The sequence below is a fragment of the Kordiimonas lipolytica genome, assembly GCF_001550065.1.
In genome coordinates, this window is record NZ_LRUB01000002.1 from 167,293 (window position 1) to 181,914 (window position 14,622).

Genomic DNA, 14,622 nt, shown 5'->3' on the forward strand with positions numbered 1-14,622 from the left:
TTTTTTTGCCTGCAACACCCATGCTAAAGCCTTTTCCCCCGCTTCCAGACCTGCTAGTCATATGCCCTCAGTATTACAGGGATGAGGCTTTATGAGCGATAGCGCACCAAAGACTGAATATCAGGTTCTGGCCCGTAAATACCGGCCGTCGGATTTCGACAGCCTGATTGGGCAGGAAGCCATGGTGCGGACGCTTTCGAACGCCATCGATACAGGCCGCCTGGCGCACGCTTTCGTGCTGACGGGCGTTCGCGGTGTGGGTAAAACCACCACGGCGCGGATCATCGCCAAGGCGCTCAACTGTACAGCCCACGACGGCCCCACCATCAACCCATGCGGCAAATGCGAAAACTGTAAGTCCATTGCCGAATCGCGCCACGTTGACGTGCTCGAGATGGATGCCGCGTCGCGTACAGGCGTGGACGATATCCGCGAGATTATCGAAAGCGTGCGCTATGCGCCGGTGTCCGCGCGCTACAAGATTTACATCATCGACGAAGTGCACATGCTGTCGAAAAACGCCTTCAACGCACTTCTTAAGACGCTTGAAGAACCGCCTGAGCATGTGAAGTTCATCTTCGCCACCACGGAGATCCGCAAGCTGCCTGTGACGGTTCTTTCCCGCTGTCAGCGCTTTGACCTGAAGCGGGTGGAAGCCGAAACGCTGATCGCGCATCTGGCGAAGCTTGTGGAAAAGGAAGGCGCGAAGGCAGACGAGGGCGCGCTGAAGCTTATTGCGCGAGCCGCCGAAGGCTCGGTGCGTGACAGCCTGTCGCTTCTGGACCAAGCCATCGCCCACGGCGGTGGTGAGGTGTCGGAAAGCCAAGTCCGCGATATGCTTGGCCTCGCGGACCGCGCCCAGGTGCTGGACCTGTTTGAGCAGGTGATGAAAGGCGAGATCAAGGAAGCCCTTACCACGCTTAGGTCCCAGTATGACTCCGGCGCTGACCCGGCTGTTGTGCTGAATGACCTTCTGGAAGTTACCCACTGGCTGACCCGCCTCAAGGTGACGCCGGATACCGGCACAGATACTCTTGTTTCGGAAGCGGAACGAAAACAGGGTGGCGCCATGGCTGAAACGCTTGGCATGCCGCACCTGACCCGCGCGTGGCAGATGCTCTTGAAGGGTGTGGGCGAGGTGAAGGTTGCCCCAAGCCCGATTGCGGCGGCTGAGATGGTTCTCATTCGACTGGCCTATGCTGCCAACCTTCCGGCCCCGGCCGACCTGGTGAAGCAATTGCAGAACGGTGGCGGTACGCCCGCGGCTGGTGGCGCTGCACCTGCCGGTGGTGGCGGACCAGGAGCAGGCAACGTGACCGCCATTGGCGGCCAGCAGGTCCAGGCCGGCGCGCAGGGCGGCCCAACGGCCAATATGCAGAGCGCGCAGGTTGTGGCGCTGAGGCAGGACCAGTCGGGCGACCACCCAATGCATCCGATGCCGGTTGATTTCGAGAAGCTGGTGGCGCTTTTTGAAGCCGAGCGCGAACCCACGCTTGCGGTCGTGCTGAAGGACCATGTGCGGCTGGTGGACTATAAGCCTGGTCGGGTCAGCTTCAACACCACGCGCCAGACACCGCCTGATTTTATCATGCGTACCAAACAGTGCCTGAAGGCCTGGACCGGCGTTGATTGGCAGATCACCATCACCAAAGAGGTGGAAGGTGACGACACGATCCGCACCAAGGAAATCCGCCGCGACAAGAAGCGTCGTGACGAAGCCATGGCGGAGCCGATAGTGAAGGCGCTGTTGTCGACCTTCCCAGACGCCGAATTGTTGGCCGTGCGCGACAGCCGCACTGAAGAAGAGCTTGAAGCCGATCTGGCGGATGACGCGATGGAAGGCATCAGTTTCGATGACGACGCCAGCGAATTCGATTTTTAGCGCACTATAGATGATAGCGACGAGTACAAGGCTCCGCCGTTGATGAAGGGCGGGCCGCAAGATAAGCGACGAGAACAGGACACGGTTGGGGATGTCGCGCCAGCCGCAAGGAGCAAACAACAATGAAAAATCTTTCCGAAATGCTAAAGAAAGCCCAGGAAATGCAGGCCCGGATGGGCGACATGCAGGCCGAACTTGACCATGTTGAGGTCGAAGGCACGGCGGGCGCCGGCATGGTGAAAGTGGTGCTGACGGGCAAGGGCGATATGAAATCCGTGTCGCTCGACCCGTCGATCTTCTCAAGTGAAGACAAGGAAGTGGTCGAGGACCTGATTGTCGCAGCGCACAACCAGGCCAAAACCAAAGTGGCTGACGCAGCGGCAGAGAAGATGAAAGACCTCACCGGCGGCCTGGACCTGCCACCCGGTTTCAAGATGCCTTTCTGAAAGTTGGATGTTACCCGATGCAAATTAGCACAACGGCCGCCAAGACACTTGAAGAGCGATATCAGTTGCGGTCTTCGGGGTTTCGTCTGACGGGGCCTCTCAAGTTTGAGCCTGAAGCCCGTATTTGGAACGCACGCCGTATCCAGTCGGTTCAGATCGGTAAATTCAGTTCAATAAGCCCGCAGGCAGTAGTGGTCAGGGTACGAATGGGGCGTTATTGCTCTATCGGGCACCAAGTGGAAATCGGGATGTCTCGTCATCCTGTGGGCTGGCTGACGACGTCCGCAGCTACTTACGCGCCGGAAAAAATCTCACCGAAATTGTCTCAAGAGAGTAATGATTTCGACAGCAAGCCGGAAGATACCTTCATCGGGGACGATGTATGGATTGGTGCACATGTGTTGGTCCCTGGCGGGATTAAAATTGGCACAGGCGCCATCGTCGCTGCAGGGTCTGTGGTGACCAAAGATGTTCCCCCTTATGCCATAGTTGGCGGAAATCCAGCGCGAGTGATCAAATACCGGGTGGATGAAGAGTTGATTGAGCCGCTGCTTGAAAGCAAGTGGTGGGAATATGACGTCTTTAGCGCTGGCAAACGCGAGCAGATAGATTTCGAAAATCCAGCTGAGGCTCTGGAAACGATTGAAAAGTTGAAGCAGGCAGCCGAGCTTGAGCTATTGGAGCAGGTTTGGTTTCGCGTATATACCAAAGGTGAAAATCTTCACGTTGTGTCATGATCCAGCGAGATGCTTCACCTACTGACCAGCTTCAAGATGCCGTTATAGAGGAACATGTGTTTACACATCTGATCGAGCAGCATTTCACAATATTAGTGATCGTCTTTGTTGCGGGCTATCTGCTCGCGAAGATACCAGCAGTTTTGTGGGCTATCAGACAAGATCAAGACCGTCAGAAACTTTTGGCTTTGGGAAAGGCTGAAAAAAAAGTCCGCCAGCGCGCTTGGATTCTGGATCCGTTTGAAGCCAAATCGTCGACTTCCTTGCCCGAGACTTTAAAAAGCCAGATTGCGCTATTGACACCGCAAGATGGTATCCTGATGGCCAATGTTGAGGCAGACAGGCATGATTATGCCGCCCGAGAACTCCAAGCGTCAGATTTCTTTGAGGTCTATCCGGATGCCAGCAAGGAGTCCATCGCAAATGCGCTTATACTCGCTAACGCACTGATGGCCAAGGTCACTTGGATTGGAGAGGCCTGCCGTAGTGAACTTGTTGCTGCCGAGCAAATAAAGGGCTATCTAAAACAGCACCATCCGGGGTTTGAGGCGGCAAGTTACGATGCGGTAATCCATTATAGCATTGTTGCAACCCGGTAGGTGTCATGGCGGACAAAAGCTTCACTTACATTCTTGGTAGTGTGAAAGACGGCAAGGCCCGTAATTTGTTGCCTTGAAAAAGCCGGCTTTTTCCCCCTATCGTTAGCGACAGCGTGATTGTCAGTGATGGGGGAATGACATGGCAACCAATCAAAATCTTCTGCAATTTGTCGAAAAGGCGCTCGGGAAAGGCCAAGGCCGCGAGGATATAGCGACTGCCCTTGAAGCTGCAGGCTGGGACAAAGGCGAGATCAAAAAGGCCCTGGCCGCTTTCGCCCCGATGGATTTTCCGGTTCCCGTTCCAAGCAAGCATTATTCACTGGCCGCGCGGGACACAGTTTTCTACCTGTTCCATTTCTGCGCCCTTTATCTGGCGAGCTGGGGCATCATTTTCCTGTTCTTCAATATCCTTGATTTCACTATTCCAGATGCGTCCAATTCCATGAATGCCGATTATATCGAAGGCAATATTCGCTACTGGGTCGCTTGGTCGATTGTTTTCGTTCCAGCTTACCTCATCGCTGCATGGAAAGCAGAGCAGCGCACAAAGCAGGACCCTAATTGCCCCATGTCCAGCGGCCGACAGTGGCTGACCTATCTGACCTTGTTTCTGGCCGGGATGACGGCGCTTGGTGATCTGGTAGCCCTTATTTACCACTTTCTGGACGGCGCCGCGACGATGCGGTTTTTGTTGAAGGTGGCTGTGGTTGCTGGCGTGTCCGGTGGTGTTCTTCTCTACTATTTTCGGTCAATCAAGGCGGTTGAAGATGCGGAGGCTGGTGATGCAGCCTAGTTCGTCCGCTAAACTGTTCCTGGGCATTGCAGCAGCCCTGACCCTTTTGTTGGTCATTGTTGGCACCGTGCTGGTGCGCTCGCCTTCTGAAATGAAGCTGGTGAAAATGGATCAAAAGCGGGTGCAGCACTTGCAGCAGCTTGCCCAATCGGTGCGTGTTTTTTATCGGGGCGAAAAGGCCTTGCCGGAAACTTTGGTTGCCCTGAAGGAACGAGATGACCGCGTCAAGCTGTCTGCCGATCCTGTTTCGGGGAGAAGCTATCAGTATCATTCTATCGGCGAGACTTCGTTTGAGCTTTGCGCTACATTTTCTTTGTCCACCCTTGAAGGCGACCGGCCAATGTATGGATTGATATATGACGTGGACTGGCGGCACCCTGCCGGTGACTATTGCTTCAAAATCGATATTGATAGCCAGAATGACCTGCGCGGGCTTTGAGTATCCCTGCTTCGTTTATGTCCTCGGGAGCGTGAAGGACGGCAAGGCTCGCACCTATGTGGGCTGGACCAGGGATGTGGAGGCGCGGCTTGCGTCCCACAACGCGGGCACCGGTGCCAAATCCACCCGCGGGCGAGAGTGGGTGGTTTTGCATACAGAAGAGTTTAAAACACGCGGCGAGGCCATGAGCCGGGAATGGCACTTGAAACGCGACCGGAAATTCCGCAAAAAGCTGGTGGAAGAGTTTTTGAAAGGCCAATAGATGCCCCGTTCCCACGGCAGTGAAATTGATACGCTTATCCAGCTCCTGGCCAGGCTGCCCGGTCTTGGGCCACGGTCTGCACGGCGGTCCACGCTGCAGCTTCTCAAGAAACGCGACACCGTGATGAAGCCGCTCGCGGACGCCCTTCACATGGTGGCGGACAAGATTGTCATCTGCGATACCTGCGGCAATATCGATACCCACAATCCCTGCCATGTGTGTGAAGACACGCGGCGTGACCGCAGCCTGGTGTGCGTGGTTGAGGATGTCGCCGACCTTTGGGCGCTTGACCGGTCCGAGACCTTCAAGGGGCTTTATCATGTTTTGGGCGGCACACTTTCGGCACTCGATGGTGTGGGCCCAGACGAGTTGAATATCACCCCACTGATTGACCGCGTTCAAACAGGCGAAGTGCAGGAGGTGATCCTGGCGCTTAACGCCACAGTAGACGGGCAGACCACCAGCCACTATCTGGCGGAGCGGCTGTCGGGTAGCGGGGTAAAGGTTACGGCGCTGGCGCACGGCGTGCCCGTGGGCGGCGAGTTGGATTATCTGGATGATGGTACGCTGGCGGCAGCGCTGCGTGCCCGAGGGAGTATAAGCTGATGACAGACCATGTGAAGCACAAGGGCGGCTGCCACTGCGGCGCAGTGACGTTTGAACTGACAGCCCCGGCAACACTCAAGGGAAAGCGCTGCAACTGCAGCATCTGCAGCATGACAGGCTTCATCCATGTGTTTGCAACAAAGGACGAATTCCGCATCACATCAGGCGCGGACAACCTGACTGACTACCGTTTCAATACAGGCACTGCGCAGCACCTCTTTTGCAAAACCTGCGGTGTCAAAAGCTTTTACGTGCCCCGCAGCCATCCGGACGGCTGGTCGGTCAACCTCAACTGTATCGACAAAACGACGGTTACGGACATTGATGTCGCTGATTTTGACGGCGCTAACTGGGAAGCCAATATTGCTGGCCTGCGCTCCGAAGGCGCTTAAGGTACAGCAAATCCCCCAAAAAGAGGGTCGGGGCCTGCGCGCTTTGGCAACAGACCCCGAGGGGAGCCCAGGCGTCAGCCAGGGGCTCGGGAGTGTGAAACGTCTCTCTAAGGGGAATATCCCCACCTATCATCGCAAATCGGAAGGCCGAGTTGGGCGGCCAACCATCGTCACTCGGGAATATTCTCATCCGCTTGAGATTGAAAATACTCTTCCAGTGCGAGCATCAAAACTAGAAAGAATTTAGGTGGGGTTTTAGCCCAGCAGGCGGTTGATCACGTCTTCATAGATGTCGGTCAGCGCTTCGATGTCGGCTACGGCCACATGCTCGTCGATCTTGTGCATGGTGGCACCGACAAGGCCGAATTCCACCACAGGGCACATGTCCTTGATGAAGCGGGCGTCCGATGTGCCGCCGGTGGTCGATAGCTCGGGCGTTACACCAAGCCGGGCGCTTGCGGCTTCCTGCACGGCGTCCGAAAGCGGCCCCGCGGGTGTCAGGAAGCTGTCGCCACTGAGCCACCAGTCGATCTCATAATCCACACCCGCGCCATCCATGCGGCGGGTTAGTTCCGCGCGCAGGGCTTCGGGGGTGAATTCATTATTGAAACGCACGTTGAAGCGCGCCTTGGCCTCGGCGGGGATCACATTGTGGCTTTCGTTGCCCACGTGAACATTCACGATCTCAAGGTTAGAGGGCTGAAAGCGGTCGTTCCCGTCATCAAGTGGGCCATCCAGCGTGGCCAGCAGCTTGACCATATCCGGGATCGGGTTCTTGGCCACATGCGGGTAGGCCACATGGCCCTGCGTGCCCTTGACCGTCACGATGCCGTGCAGGCTGCCGCGGCGGCCTATCTTGATCATCTGGCCCATCTCCGTCGGGTTGGTGGGCTCGCCCACCAGGCACATGTCTATCTGCTCGTTGCGCTCGCGCATCCAGTCCAGCACCTTTTTGGTGCCATTGACCGCGTCGCCTTCCTCATCGCCTGTGATCAGAAGCGAGATCGAGCCTTTCGGCGTTCCCTTGGCAAGGCGGCGCTCAACCGCAACCACGAAGGCGGCGATGGCGGATTTCATGTCAGAGGCGCCGCGGCCATATAGCTGGCCGTCGCGCACTTCAGCAGTGAAGGGGTCAACTGACCAATGGTCCTTCGCACCCACGGGAACCACATCTGTGTGACCGGCAAAGCAGAAGTTCGGGGCCTCACTCCCTAGCCGGGCATAGAGGTTCGGGACAGGGGCATAGCCTTCTTCCTCGAACACCAGTTTTTCGCACTTGAAGCCCATCTCGGTCAGGTAGCTTGCAAGCAGATCCAGCGCGTCGCCCTTGTCTGGGGTCACGCTTTCAAGGCGGATCAGTTCCTGGCTGAGGGTAATGGGGTCAAGGCCTGCCATGGGTTAGTCTCTCAACAACTCGTTCACCGAGGTTTTGGATCGCGTGCGCTCATCCACCCGTTTCACGATTACGGCGCAGGCCAGATTGGGGCCCGGTGTGCCGTCTGGAAGCGGTTTGCCCGGCAGCGTGCCAGGCACCACAACACTATAGGCCGGAACGCGGCCCATGAACACTTCGCCGGTGTTGCGGTCAACAATCTTGGTGGATGCGCCGATGAACACGCCCATGGAAAGGACAGCGCCTTCCTCAATAACCACACCTTCCGCCACTTCGGAGCGCGCGCCGATGAAACAGTTGTCTTCGATAATCACCGGGCCTGCCTGCAGGGGCTCCAGCACGCCGCCAATACCTGCGCCGCCTGAGATATGCACATTCTTGCCAATCTGGGCACAGCTGCCCACGGTGGCCCAGGTGTCAACCATGGTGCCTTCGTCCACATAGGCGCCCAGGTTCACGAACGACGGCATTAGTACTGCACCCTTGCCGATAAAGGCAGAGCGGCGCACGATGGCGCCCGGCACGGCGCGGAAGCCTGCGTCGCGGAAGCGGTTTTCACCCCAGCCTTCGAACTTGGAGGGCACCTTGTCCCACCAGTTGGTATTTTCACCCGGGCCGCCGGCGATGGTTTCCATGTCATTGAGGCGGAACGACAGCAGCACGGCTTTCTTCAGCCACTGGTTCACCACCCATTCGCCACTTTCCTTGCTGGCCACGCGGGCTTCGCCACTGTCGAGCAGGTTCAGCGCGGCTTCGACAGCGTCGCGGATTTCGCCGGTGGTTGCGGCAGAGGCCTGGTCGCGATTGTCGAACGCGTCGTTGATGATGGTTTCCAGTTGGCTCATGGGTGCGGTTCCTTGGGCTTAAGGTCGTTCACAAAAATCGCAAGAACAATAGCGTCCGCGCCCCTCAAGTCAATCGCGGGAACAGGCTGGCCGCCCTAGAATTCCTAACCTACCGGTTTAAAAAAGCGTGCAGCCAGGTTGCCAGATTGCCGGTTTCCGCATGCACGGTTTCCGGGTCGTGGTCTGCCTTGCCCCAGATATTGCCTGTGTTGATCCACACCGTGGCCATGCCCATGGCGTGCGCTGGCACAAGGTTGCGGGCCATGTCTTCAAACATCACGGCGCGCTTGGGGTCAATGTCGTATTTGGCGACGAACTTGTCGTACACTTGCGGTTTCGGTTTGGGCTCCAGGTCCGCTTCGTGAATGTCGAAGATATCTTCGAACAGGTCGTCAATACCAAGGCGGTCCAGCACCTTGGCGGCGTATTTCGCGTCTGCATTGGTGAATACCACCCTGCGGCCATCCAGCCGGGTGATGGCATCGCGCAGATGATCGTCGCGCTCAATCGGTGCGAAGTCGATATCATGCACGCTGTCCAGATAATGGTATGGGTCCACCGAATGGTGCGCCATCAGGCCCTTCAGCGTGGTGCCGTGTTCCAGCAGATACTGTTTCTGTACCTTGCGGGCGTCCTCGGCGTTCAGGCCAAGAAGCGTCTGCACATATTCGCCGATCTTCTGGTCGATCTGGCTGAACAGGTTGCATTCCGCCGCATAAAGCGTGTTATCAAGATCGAAAACCCAGGCATCGCGCGGGGTGTCGAAGGTGGGGTGAAAGCTTTGCTTTTTAAAATCCAACATGGTGCATATGATACTGCAATAATTGTCATTAAAGCTAGATTAACCGCAAGCAACATAGTTTTTATGACAGGGGGCCAGATTTCAGGCAATCTGGAGCTGGAAGCGAAAGGGAAAATGTGGCGCCACTGAAGAAAATGGCAGGTATTTCAGGCAGTTTGAGCCGGTCGAAGTCCAGCGCCTTCCGCGTTGCGGCAGGTGGAGATGTGCTGGACCAAAGCCCGTCTGCGGGCCCGCTAGTGGCCTTGTGGCAGCAAGATGAGGGTCCGCTGCATCACACGGTTCATGAAGCACTGACATCCGGCCTGCCAACGGACGCCCGCATCGAGGACGGTAAGGGCTCAACCTACTGGCTGGTGGCCGTGCCGCAGGGCAATGAGGTCGTGGTGGTGACGCGCGATACAACTCTGCCCGACAAAGTGACCGAAGCGCTTCTGAAAAGCCGCACCATGCTGAAGGAGCTTTTGGACGGCGCGGTCGATTTGTCTTTCGAGCTTGATGAAAACTACAGGTTCCGCTTTGTGTCGCCTCACGAAGCGTTCGGGCAGGATACGGAACAGTGGCTTGGCCGGAACGCCACGCGCATTTTCTGGCCGGATGGCGAGGCACCTGTACGCAATCCTTTCACAGCAAAGCGCGAGGCGCAGTTTGATAATGTCCCGGCTCTGTTTGAAGGCGATAGCCGTCGCTGGCTGCATTTCAATGTGCATCCGCTTGTAAATGAACGCGGTGAGCAGACCGGCCTTCGGGGCACGTGCCGCGACATGACAGACCGCTATATGGCCGCCCGAAAGACAAAGCAGGACGGCCTGCGGTTCATGCTTTTGCAGCGGATCACCCGCATCCTGAATACGGCTGAAAGCGCCGATGACCTGTTCGACAGTGCGTCGGCCGCACTTCAGGAAGTGCTGCGAGCCGATATGGTATGGGCAGCGATGCATTATGAAGAAGGCCTCGTGCCCAGTTCCATCGTCGGCAGCTATCAGGAAATACTGGATATGGACTCCATCTGGGCCAGCCTGGTTGCAGCTGAAGACCATGTGTTGCCATTTGAAAGCACGGGAGAGCGCCAGCATCTTGCGCTCAGGATGCAGCGGGGGGACAAGAGCCTCGGCATGATGATTGTCAGCCGGGATACGAAAGTCAGCCCTTGGTCGGACCTTGAAGTGGAGCTTTTGAGCGGTGTCGTTGAAGTGCTGACAGCGGCGTTTGGCAAGGCGGAACTCATCGACACACTTTACCGCCTGTCCAGCAAGGACGAGCTGACCGGGCTGATGAACCGTCGTGCGCTTCTGGAAGCGGTGGAACGGCGCCTTAAGCACCAGTGCCGCACAGGCCTTTCAGGCTGTCTGGTTTTTATTGATCTGGACCATTTCAAGGAAGTCAACGACACACTGGGGCACCGGGCGGGTGATCAGGCGCTCAAGGGTGTCGCCAAGCATATGCAGGCCATGATCAGGCCGTGCGATTTTGCGGGGCGCTATGGCGGTGATGAATTCATCCTCTGGCTGGAGGATATGGATAGCGACGTTGCGGCCAAGAAGGCCGAAAGCCTGATCGCGGCCATGCCTGCCATTCGGAGTGAGATCGGCGGAGACGGTCTGCGGCTGAATGCATCGATCGGAGTTTGCCCATCGGTTGCGGGGGTGGATTTGACGTTCGAGAAATTGGCCGATCGCGCCGATGCGGTTCTGTATGAAGTTAAAGAAGCGGGGCGTGGCCATGTGGCTATTGCACCGACAAGCGAGGCCCCGGGTGATACCGCGGCGGGGGAAGAGGAAGACTGATGCTGGGTAAATTGAAGGCATTGCTTGGGGGCAAGTCCGATAAAGATAAAGCGTTGCCCGAAACGCTGACCAAGGAAGACGAGCAAAGGATTCTGGAGACCGGGTCTGAGGGGCAAAAGCAGGCCCTTGCGAACCGCACAGATGCCCGGCCAGAAGTGCTCTATTTTCTAGCCGAGGATGCATCGCCAGAAATTCGCCGGGCGATTGCCCAGAACCCGTCCACGCCGATCCAGGCTGCAGAGAAGTTGACGAGCGATGAGGATGAAGAAGTCCGTTCAGAACTCGCCCGTAAGATCGGCCGGCTGATACCGGGCCTCAAGCCGGGCGAACAGACCGCCCTCAGGGAAAAGGCCATCAAGGTGCTGGAAGCCCTGGCGGCTGACCAGCTGCCGAAGGTGCGGGCCTATGTGGCGGAAGAGATCAAGAGCGCAGACAGCGTGCCGAAGGCCATTGTCGACAGGCTGGCGCGCGATGTTGAAGAGATTGTCTGTGGGCCGATCCTCCAGTATTCGCCCCTTCTGAACGATGATGACCTGCGTGAGATCATTGCGGCTGGTGTGTCTGGTGGGGCGCTGAAGTCCATTGCCAGCCGAGCCTTGGTCAGCGAAGAGATTTCCCAGGACATTGCGGCCACGTTGGATGTGCCAGCAATTTCCACGCTCCTGACCAACCCAAACGCGCAGATCCGCGAAGACACGCTGGACCAGATTATCGATCACGCCAAGACAGTGGAAGACCTGCACGCGCCGGTGGCGCTGCGCCCGCAACTGTCGATCCGGGCGATGAAGCGGATCGCTGGTTTTGTGGCTTCAGCCCTTGTTCACGCCATGATGGAGCAGGCGGAACTGCCTGAAGAACAGGCGGAAGAGCTCCTGGAGAGAGTGCGAGACCGGCTGCACAGTGAACGCGTCGGCGATGAAGAAGAGGACAAGCTGGCGAAGCAGGCCATGGAGTATTTCGAAAAGGGCGCGCTGGATGACAAATTCGTCCATGACCAGATCGAGGAAAACCGGCGAGAGCTTTTAATGCAATGCCTTGCCGTAATGGCTGATATCCCGGCAAAAACCGTACGCCAGATTGTTAATTCCAAGAGCGGCAGGGCCGTGACGGCACTGGCCTGGAAAGCGAAGCTTTCAATGCGCACGGCCTATGAACTTCAGACAAAGTTCGCCTTGGTGCCCAAAGCACAGCTTCTGAATGCCAAGGATGGCAAGGACTATCCGATCGACGACAACGAGCTTGAATGGCATCTCAGCTATTTTGTCGAGCAGGCTGATTAGGTCGGGCTATGGCAGGAACCCGACAGGAAAGCGACTCTTTAGGCACCATTGATGTGCCGGCGGACCGTTTGTGGGGTGCGCAGACCGAACGGTGCCTGATGAATTTCCCGATCGGGACTGAGGTGATGCCCATACCGTTCGTTCGTGCTCTGGGGTATCAAAAAAAGGCTGCCGCACTGGCGAACAAGGATATTGGTCTTCTGGATGGCAGGCTGGCTGACGCCATTGCGGCGGCAGCGGGCGAGGTAGCGGCCGGCCTGCATGACGCCGAATTTCCTTTGCCTGTATGGCAGACCGGCAGCGGTACCCAGAGCAACATGAACGCCAATGAGGTGATCGCCAACCGTGCGAGCGAAATGCTTGGCGGCAAGCGGGGCGCCAAGGAACCGGTGCACCCGAACGATCACGTCAATATGGGGCAATCGTCGAACGATACGATTCCCACCGCGATGCTTGTCTCAGCCGTGCAGGAACTATCTGGCCGGTTGTTGCCTGCACTGGACGGCATGACCGCATCCATCGCTGCGTTTCGGCAAAGATTTGGTGATGTGATCAAGCTCGGGCGTACCCATTTTCAGGACGCCACACCCATCACGCTCGATCAGGCCTTTTCGGCCTATCAGGCGCAGCTGGAGGCTGTGTTGGCCGCGTTCACGCAGCAATTGCCACGCCTGAGCGAATTGCCGCAAGGTGGGACGGCAGTGGGTACCGGGCTGAATTGCCATCCGGATTTTGCGGCGGCTTTCTGCCGCCATATCTCCGACCTGACGGGCCTGTCCTTCAGCCCGGCCCCCAACAAGTTCGCGGGCATCAGTGCTCATGACGAACTTGTGGCGCTTTCAGGTGCCTTGAATGGTGCAGCGGCGGCGCTGATGAAAATCGCGGGCGATATCCGGCTGATGGGGTCTGGCCCGCGCGGCGGGCTTGCGGAGCTTCTATTGCCCAAGAACGAACCTGGCTCGTCCATCATGGCGGGCAAGGTGAATCCAACACAGGTAGAGGCGCTGACCATGGTGTGCGCGCAAGTGATGGGCAACCATACCACTGTCACCATTGCAGGCAGCCAGGGGCAGCTGGAGCTGAACGCCTATAAGCCGGTGATTATCTATAATGTGCTTCAATCGATCAGGCTTCTTTCAGATGCGGTGGATAGTTTCACCAAGCGCTGTCTTGATGGGTTGAAGCCAGACCGTGACCGAATTGACGCGCTGCTCAAAAGCTCGCTGATGCTTGCCACGTCACTGGTGCCTCACATTGGCTATGACAAGACGGCGGAAATAGCCCGTTTGGCGAACGATGAAAAGCTGCTCTTGAAGGAAGCGGCGCTCAGACTTGGCTATATTTCGGAAGAAGATTTCGACCGCTGGACAGACCCATCGAAGATGATCGCCCCATCAGGGGATTGAGTGAGAAGCACGACGTACCGTGCTTCTCCTGTTTGCCATAGTATCGCTAAAGGCCTTTAGAAGTCGATCATGGCCGACGCAAGATCGGCTGATGAGACGCCATCCAGATACACGCTGGTACCTTCACCGGTTTCGATATAGACGCCAAACACCACACCTTCATCCACCTGATCAAAAGTGTGCGCAAGCAGGCTCTCGAGGTCGGTGAAGTCGATCTCAGTTCCAGAGAAATCAAGCCGATCCTCTGTCACGTCAAACCCATGGACCGTATCGTTGCCATGCCCTGCTTGGAAAATGAAGGTGTCGGCTTCTTCGCTGGCGATGAAGGTGTCATCGGCCTTCGTGCCTTCGCCGCCGCCTTCAATGATGTTTTCCTCAACAGGATCAATGTCCGCGTCTGGTGGTGGTCCTGCACCGTCGCCGATTCCGCCACCGGGTTCTACAGGCATGATGGTTACTTCGCCATCATCTGCACCGGTTTCGCCTTCGCCGTCTGGAATGGGGCCAGCGCCGTCTCCGATGCCGCCATCGGGTTCTACAGGCATGATGGTTACTTCGCCATCATCTGCACCGGTTTCGCCTTCACCATCGGGAATGGGTCCGGCGCCGTCTCCGATGCCACCATCGGGTTCGACCGGCATTGGATCTTCAAGCGGTATTGGTCCGGCGCCGTCTCCGATGCCACCATCGGGTTCGACCGGCATTGGATCTTCAAGCGGTATTGGTCCGGCGCCGTCTCCGATGCCACCATCGGGTTCGACCGGCATTGGATCTTCAAGCGGTATTGGTCCGGCGCCGTCTCCGATGCCACCATCGGGTTCGACCGGCATTGGATCTTCAAGCGGTATTGGTCCGGCGCCGTCTCCGATGCCACCATCGGGTTCGACCGGCATTGGATCTTCAAGCGGTATTGGTCCGGCGCCGTCTCCGATGCCACCATCGGGTTCGACCGGCAT

Annotated in this window: 15 protein-coding genes and 1 pseudogene; 12 read left to right on the forward strand and 4 right to left on the reverse strand. The window is 57.3% G+C overall.

Features of this window, described 5'->3' with window-relative positions; translation table 11 throughout:
* Nucleotides 1-91: 91 nt before the first annotated feature.
* From KORM41_RS00870 to KORM41_RS00910, 9 genes are all read left to right on the forward strand, one after another.
* Nucleotides 92-1,882 carry a DNA polymerase III subunit gamma/tau gene (locus KORM41_RS00870; protein ID WP_068143414.1) on the forward strand — a complete coding sequence of 597 codons (1,791 nt, stop codon included), beginning with the start codon at nt 92-94 and terminating at the stop codon, nt 1,880-1,882.
* 122 nt (nt 1,883-2,004) lie between these two features.
* Nucleotides 2,005-2,328, forward strand: a complete 324-nt coding sequence (locus tag KORM41_RS00875; RefSeq protein WP_068143416.1) for a YbaB/EbfC family nucleoid-associated protein — start codon at nt 2,005-2,007, stop codon at nt 2,326-2,328.
* Nucleotides 2,329-2,345: 17 nt separating this feature from the next.
* The gene (locus KORM41_RS00880; protein WP_082719643.1) at nt 2,346-3,065 is read left to right on the forward strand and encodes a CatB-related O-acetyltransferase; all 720 of its coding nucleotides are present in this window, start codon (nt 2,346-2,348) and stop codon (nt 3,063-3,065) included.
* Nucleotides 3,062-3,664, forward strand: a complete 603-nt coding sequence (locus tag KORM41_RS00885; protein ID WP_068143420.1) for a hypothetical protein — start codon at nt 3,062-3,064, stop codon at nt 3,662-3,664. Before KORM41_RS00880 ends, KORM41_RS00885 begins: the two co-directional genes overlap by 4 nt.
* A 139-nt stretch (nt 3,665-3,803) precedes the next feature.
* Nucleotides 3,804-4,457 carry a DUF5671 domain-containing protein gene (locus KORM41_RS00890; protein WP_068143422.1) on the forward strand — a complete coding sequence of 218 codons (654 nt, stop codon included), beginning with the start codon at nt 3,804-3,806 and terminating at the stop codon, nt 4,455-4,457.
* Nucleotides 4,447-4,896, forward strand: coding sequence for a hypothetical protein (locus tag KORM41_RS00895; RefSeq protein WP_068143425.1), 450 nt, complete (start codon nt 4,447-4,449; stop codon nt 4,894-4,896). The genes KORM41_RS00890 and KORM41_RS00895 overlap by 11 nt, the downstream gene beginning before the upstream one ends.
* Entirely contained in the window at nt 4,877-5,158 is a 282-nt protein-coding gene (locus tag KORM41_RS00900; RefSeq protein WP_068143428.1) for a GIY-YIG nuclease family protein, read from the forward strand. Before KORM41_RS00895 ends, KORM41_RS00900 begins: the two co-directional genes overlap by 20 nt.
* Complete coding sequence (gene recR, locus KORM41_RS00905) at nt 5,159-5,764, forward strand: recombination mediator RecR (RefSeq protein ID WP_068143430.1); 606 nt, start codon at nt 5,159-5,161, stop codon at nt 5,762-5,764. It begins immediately after the preceding gene.
* The gene (locus tag KORM41_RS00910) at nt 5,764-6,156 is read left to right on the forward strand and encodes a GFA family protein (RefSeq protein ID WP_068143431.1); all 393 of its coding nucleotides are present in this window, start codon (nt 5,764-5,766) and stop codon (nt 6,154-6,156) included. Before recR ends, KORM41_RS00910 begins: the two co-directional genes overlap by 1 nt.
* Before the next feature lie 255 nt (nt 6,157-6,411).
* On the opposite strand, the gene dapE is transcribed toward KORM41_RS00910, so the two are convergent.
* From dapE to KORM41_RS00925, 3 genes are all read right to left on the reverse strand, one after another.
* Nucleotides 6,412-7,551, reverse strand: coding sequence for a succinyl-diaminopimelate desuccinylase (gene dapE / locus KORM41_RS00915; protein ID WP_068143433.1), 1,140 nt, complete (start codon nt 7,549-7,551; stop codon nt 6,412-6,414).
* 3 nt (nt 7,552-7,554) lie between these two features.
* On the reverse strand, nt 7,555-8,394 hold the full coding sequence (gene dapD / locus KORM41_RS00920; RefSeq protein WP_068143434.1) for a 2,3,4,5-tetrahydropyridine-2,6-dicarboxylate N-succinyltransferase: 840 nt from the start codon (nt 8,392-8,394) through the stop codon (nt 7,555-7,557).
* A 109-nt stretch (nt 8,395-8,503) separates the two neighbouring features.
* Complete coding sequence (locus tag KORM41_RS00925; RefSeq protein WP_068143436.1) at nt 8,504-9,196, reverse strand: pyrimidine 5'-nucleotidase; 693 nt, start codon at nt 9,194-9,196, stop codon at nt 8,504-8,506.
* 134 nt (nt 9,197-9,330) lie between these two features.
* On the opposite strand from KORM41_RS00925, the gene KORM41_RS00930 reads away from it, so the two are divergent.
* From KORM41_RS00930 to fumC, 3 genes are read left to right on the forward strand one after another with little or no spacing between them, the layout of a single operon-like run.
* Complete coding sequence (locus KORM41_RS00930; protein WP_231727048.1) at nt 9,331-10,980, forward strand: sensor domain-containing diguanylate cyclase; 1,650 nt, start codon at nt 9,331-9,333, stop codon at nt 10,978-10,980.
* The gene (locus KORM41_RS00935) at nt 10,980-12,260 is read left to right on the forward strand and encodes a DUF2336 domain-containing protein (RefSeq protein ID WP_068143439.1); all 1,281 of its coding nucleotides are present in this window, start codon (nt 10,980-10,982) and stop codon (nt 12,258-12,260) included. The genes KORM41_RS00930 and KORM41_RS00935 overlap by 1 nt, the downstream gene beginning before the upstream one ends.
* 8 nt (nt 12,261-12,268) lie before the next feature.
* On the forward strand, nt 12,269-13,666 hold the full coding sequence (fumC, locus tag KORM41_RS00940; RefSeq protein WP_068143441.1) for a class II fumarate hydratase: 1,398 nt from the start codon (nt 12,269-12,271) through the stop codon (nt 13,664-13,666).
* Nucleotides 13,667-13,722: 56 nt separating this feature from the next.
* On the opposite strand, the pseudogene KORM41_RS00945 reads toward fumC, so the two are convergent.
* Nucleotides 13,723-14,622 (reverse strand): annotated as a pseudogene (locus KORM41_RS00945) (hypothetical protein); the annotation flags it as partial.

Excerpts from the sequence above, each read along its gene's own strand:
- KORM41_RS00910 (WP_068143431.1), top strand. The coding sequence starts at position 5,764 with ATGACAGACCATGTGAAGCACAAGGGCGGCTGCCACTGCGGCGCAGTG.
- dapE (WP_068143433.1), bottom strand. The coding sequence starts at position 7,551 with ATGGCAGGCCTTGACCCCATTACCCTCAGCCAGGAACTGATCCGCCTT.
- dapD (WP_068143434.1), bottom strand. The coding sequence starts at position 8,394 with ATGAGCCAACTGGAAACCATCATCAACGACGCGTTCGACAATCGCGAC.
- recR (WP_068143430.1), top strand. The coding sequence starts at position 5,159 with ATGCCCCGTTCCCACGGCAGTGAAATTGATACGCTTATCCAGCTCCTG.
- KORM41_RS00895 (WP_068143425.1), top strand. The coding sequence starts at position 4,447 with ATGCAGCCTAGTTCGTCCGCTAAACTGTTCCTGGGCATTGCAGCAGCC.
- KORM41_RS00875 (WP_068143416.1), top strand. The coding sequence starts at position 2,005 with ATGAAAAATCTTTCCGAAATGCTAAAGAAAGCCCAGGAAATGCAGGCC.
- KORM41_RS00925 (WP_068143436.1), bottom strand. The coding sequence starts at position 9,196 with ATGTTGGATTTTAAAAAGCAAAGCTTTCACCCCACCTTCGACACCCCG.
- KORM41_RS00900 (WP_068143428.1), top strand. The coding sequence starts at position 4,877 with ATGACCTGCGCGGGCTTTGAGTATCCCTGCTTCGTTTATGTCCTCGGG.
- KORM41_RS00890 (WP_068143422.1), top strand. The coding sequence starts at position 3,804 with ATGGCAACCAATCAAAATCTTCTGCAATTTGTCGAAAAGGCGCTCGGG.
- KORM41_RS00870 (WP_068143414.1), top strand. The coding sequence starts at position 92 with ATGAGCGATAGCGCACCAAAGACTGAATATCAGGTTCTGGCCCGTAAA.
- KORM41_RS00880 (WP_082719643.1), top strand. The coding sequence starts at position 2,346 with ATGCAAATTAGCACAACGGCCGCCAAGACACTTGAAGAGCGATATCAG.
- KORM41_RS00935 (WP_068143439.1), top strand. The coding sequence starts at position 10,980 with ATGCTGGGTAAATTGAAGGCATTGCTTGGGGGCAAGTCCGATAAAGAT.
- KORM41_RS00930 (WP_231727048.1), top strand. The coding sequence starts at position 9,331 with ATGGCAGGTATTTCAGGCAGTTTGAGCCGGTCGAAGTCCAGCGCCTTC.
- KORM41_RS00885 (WP_068143420.1), top strand. The coding sequence starts at position 3,062 with ATGATCCAGCGAGATGCTTCACCTACTGACCAGCTTCAAGATGCCGTT.
- fumC (WP_068143441.1), top strand. The coding sequence starts at position 12,269 with ATGGCAGGAACCCGACAGGAAAGCGACTCTTTAGGCACCATTGATGTG.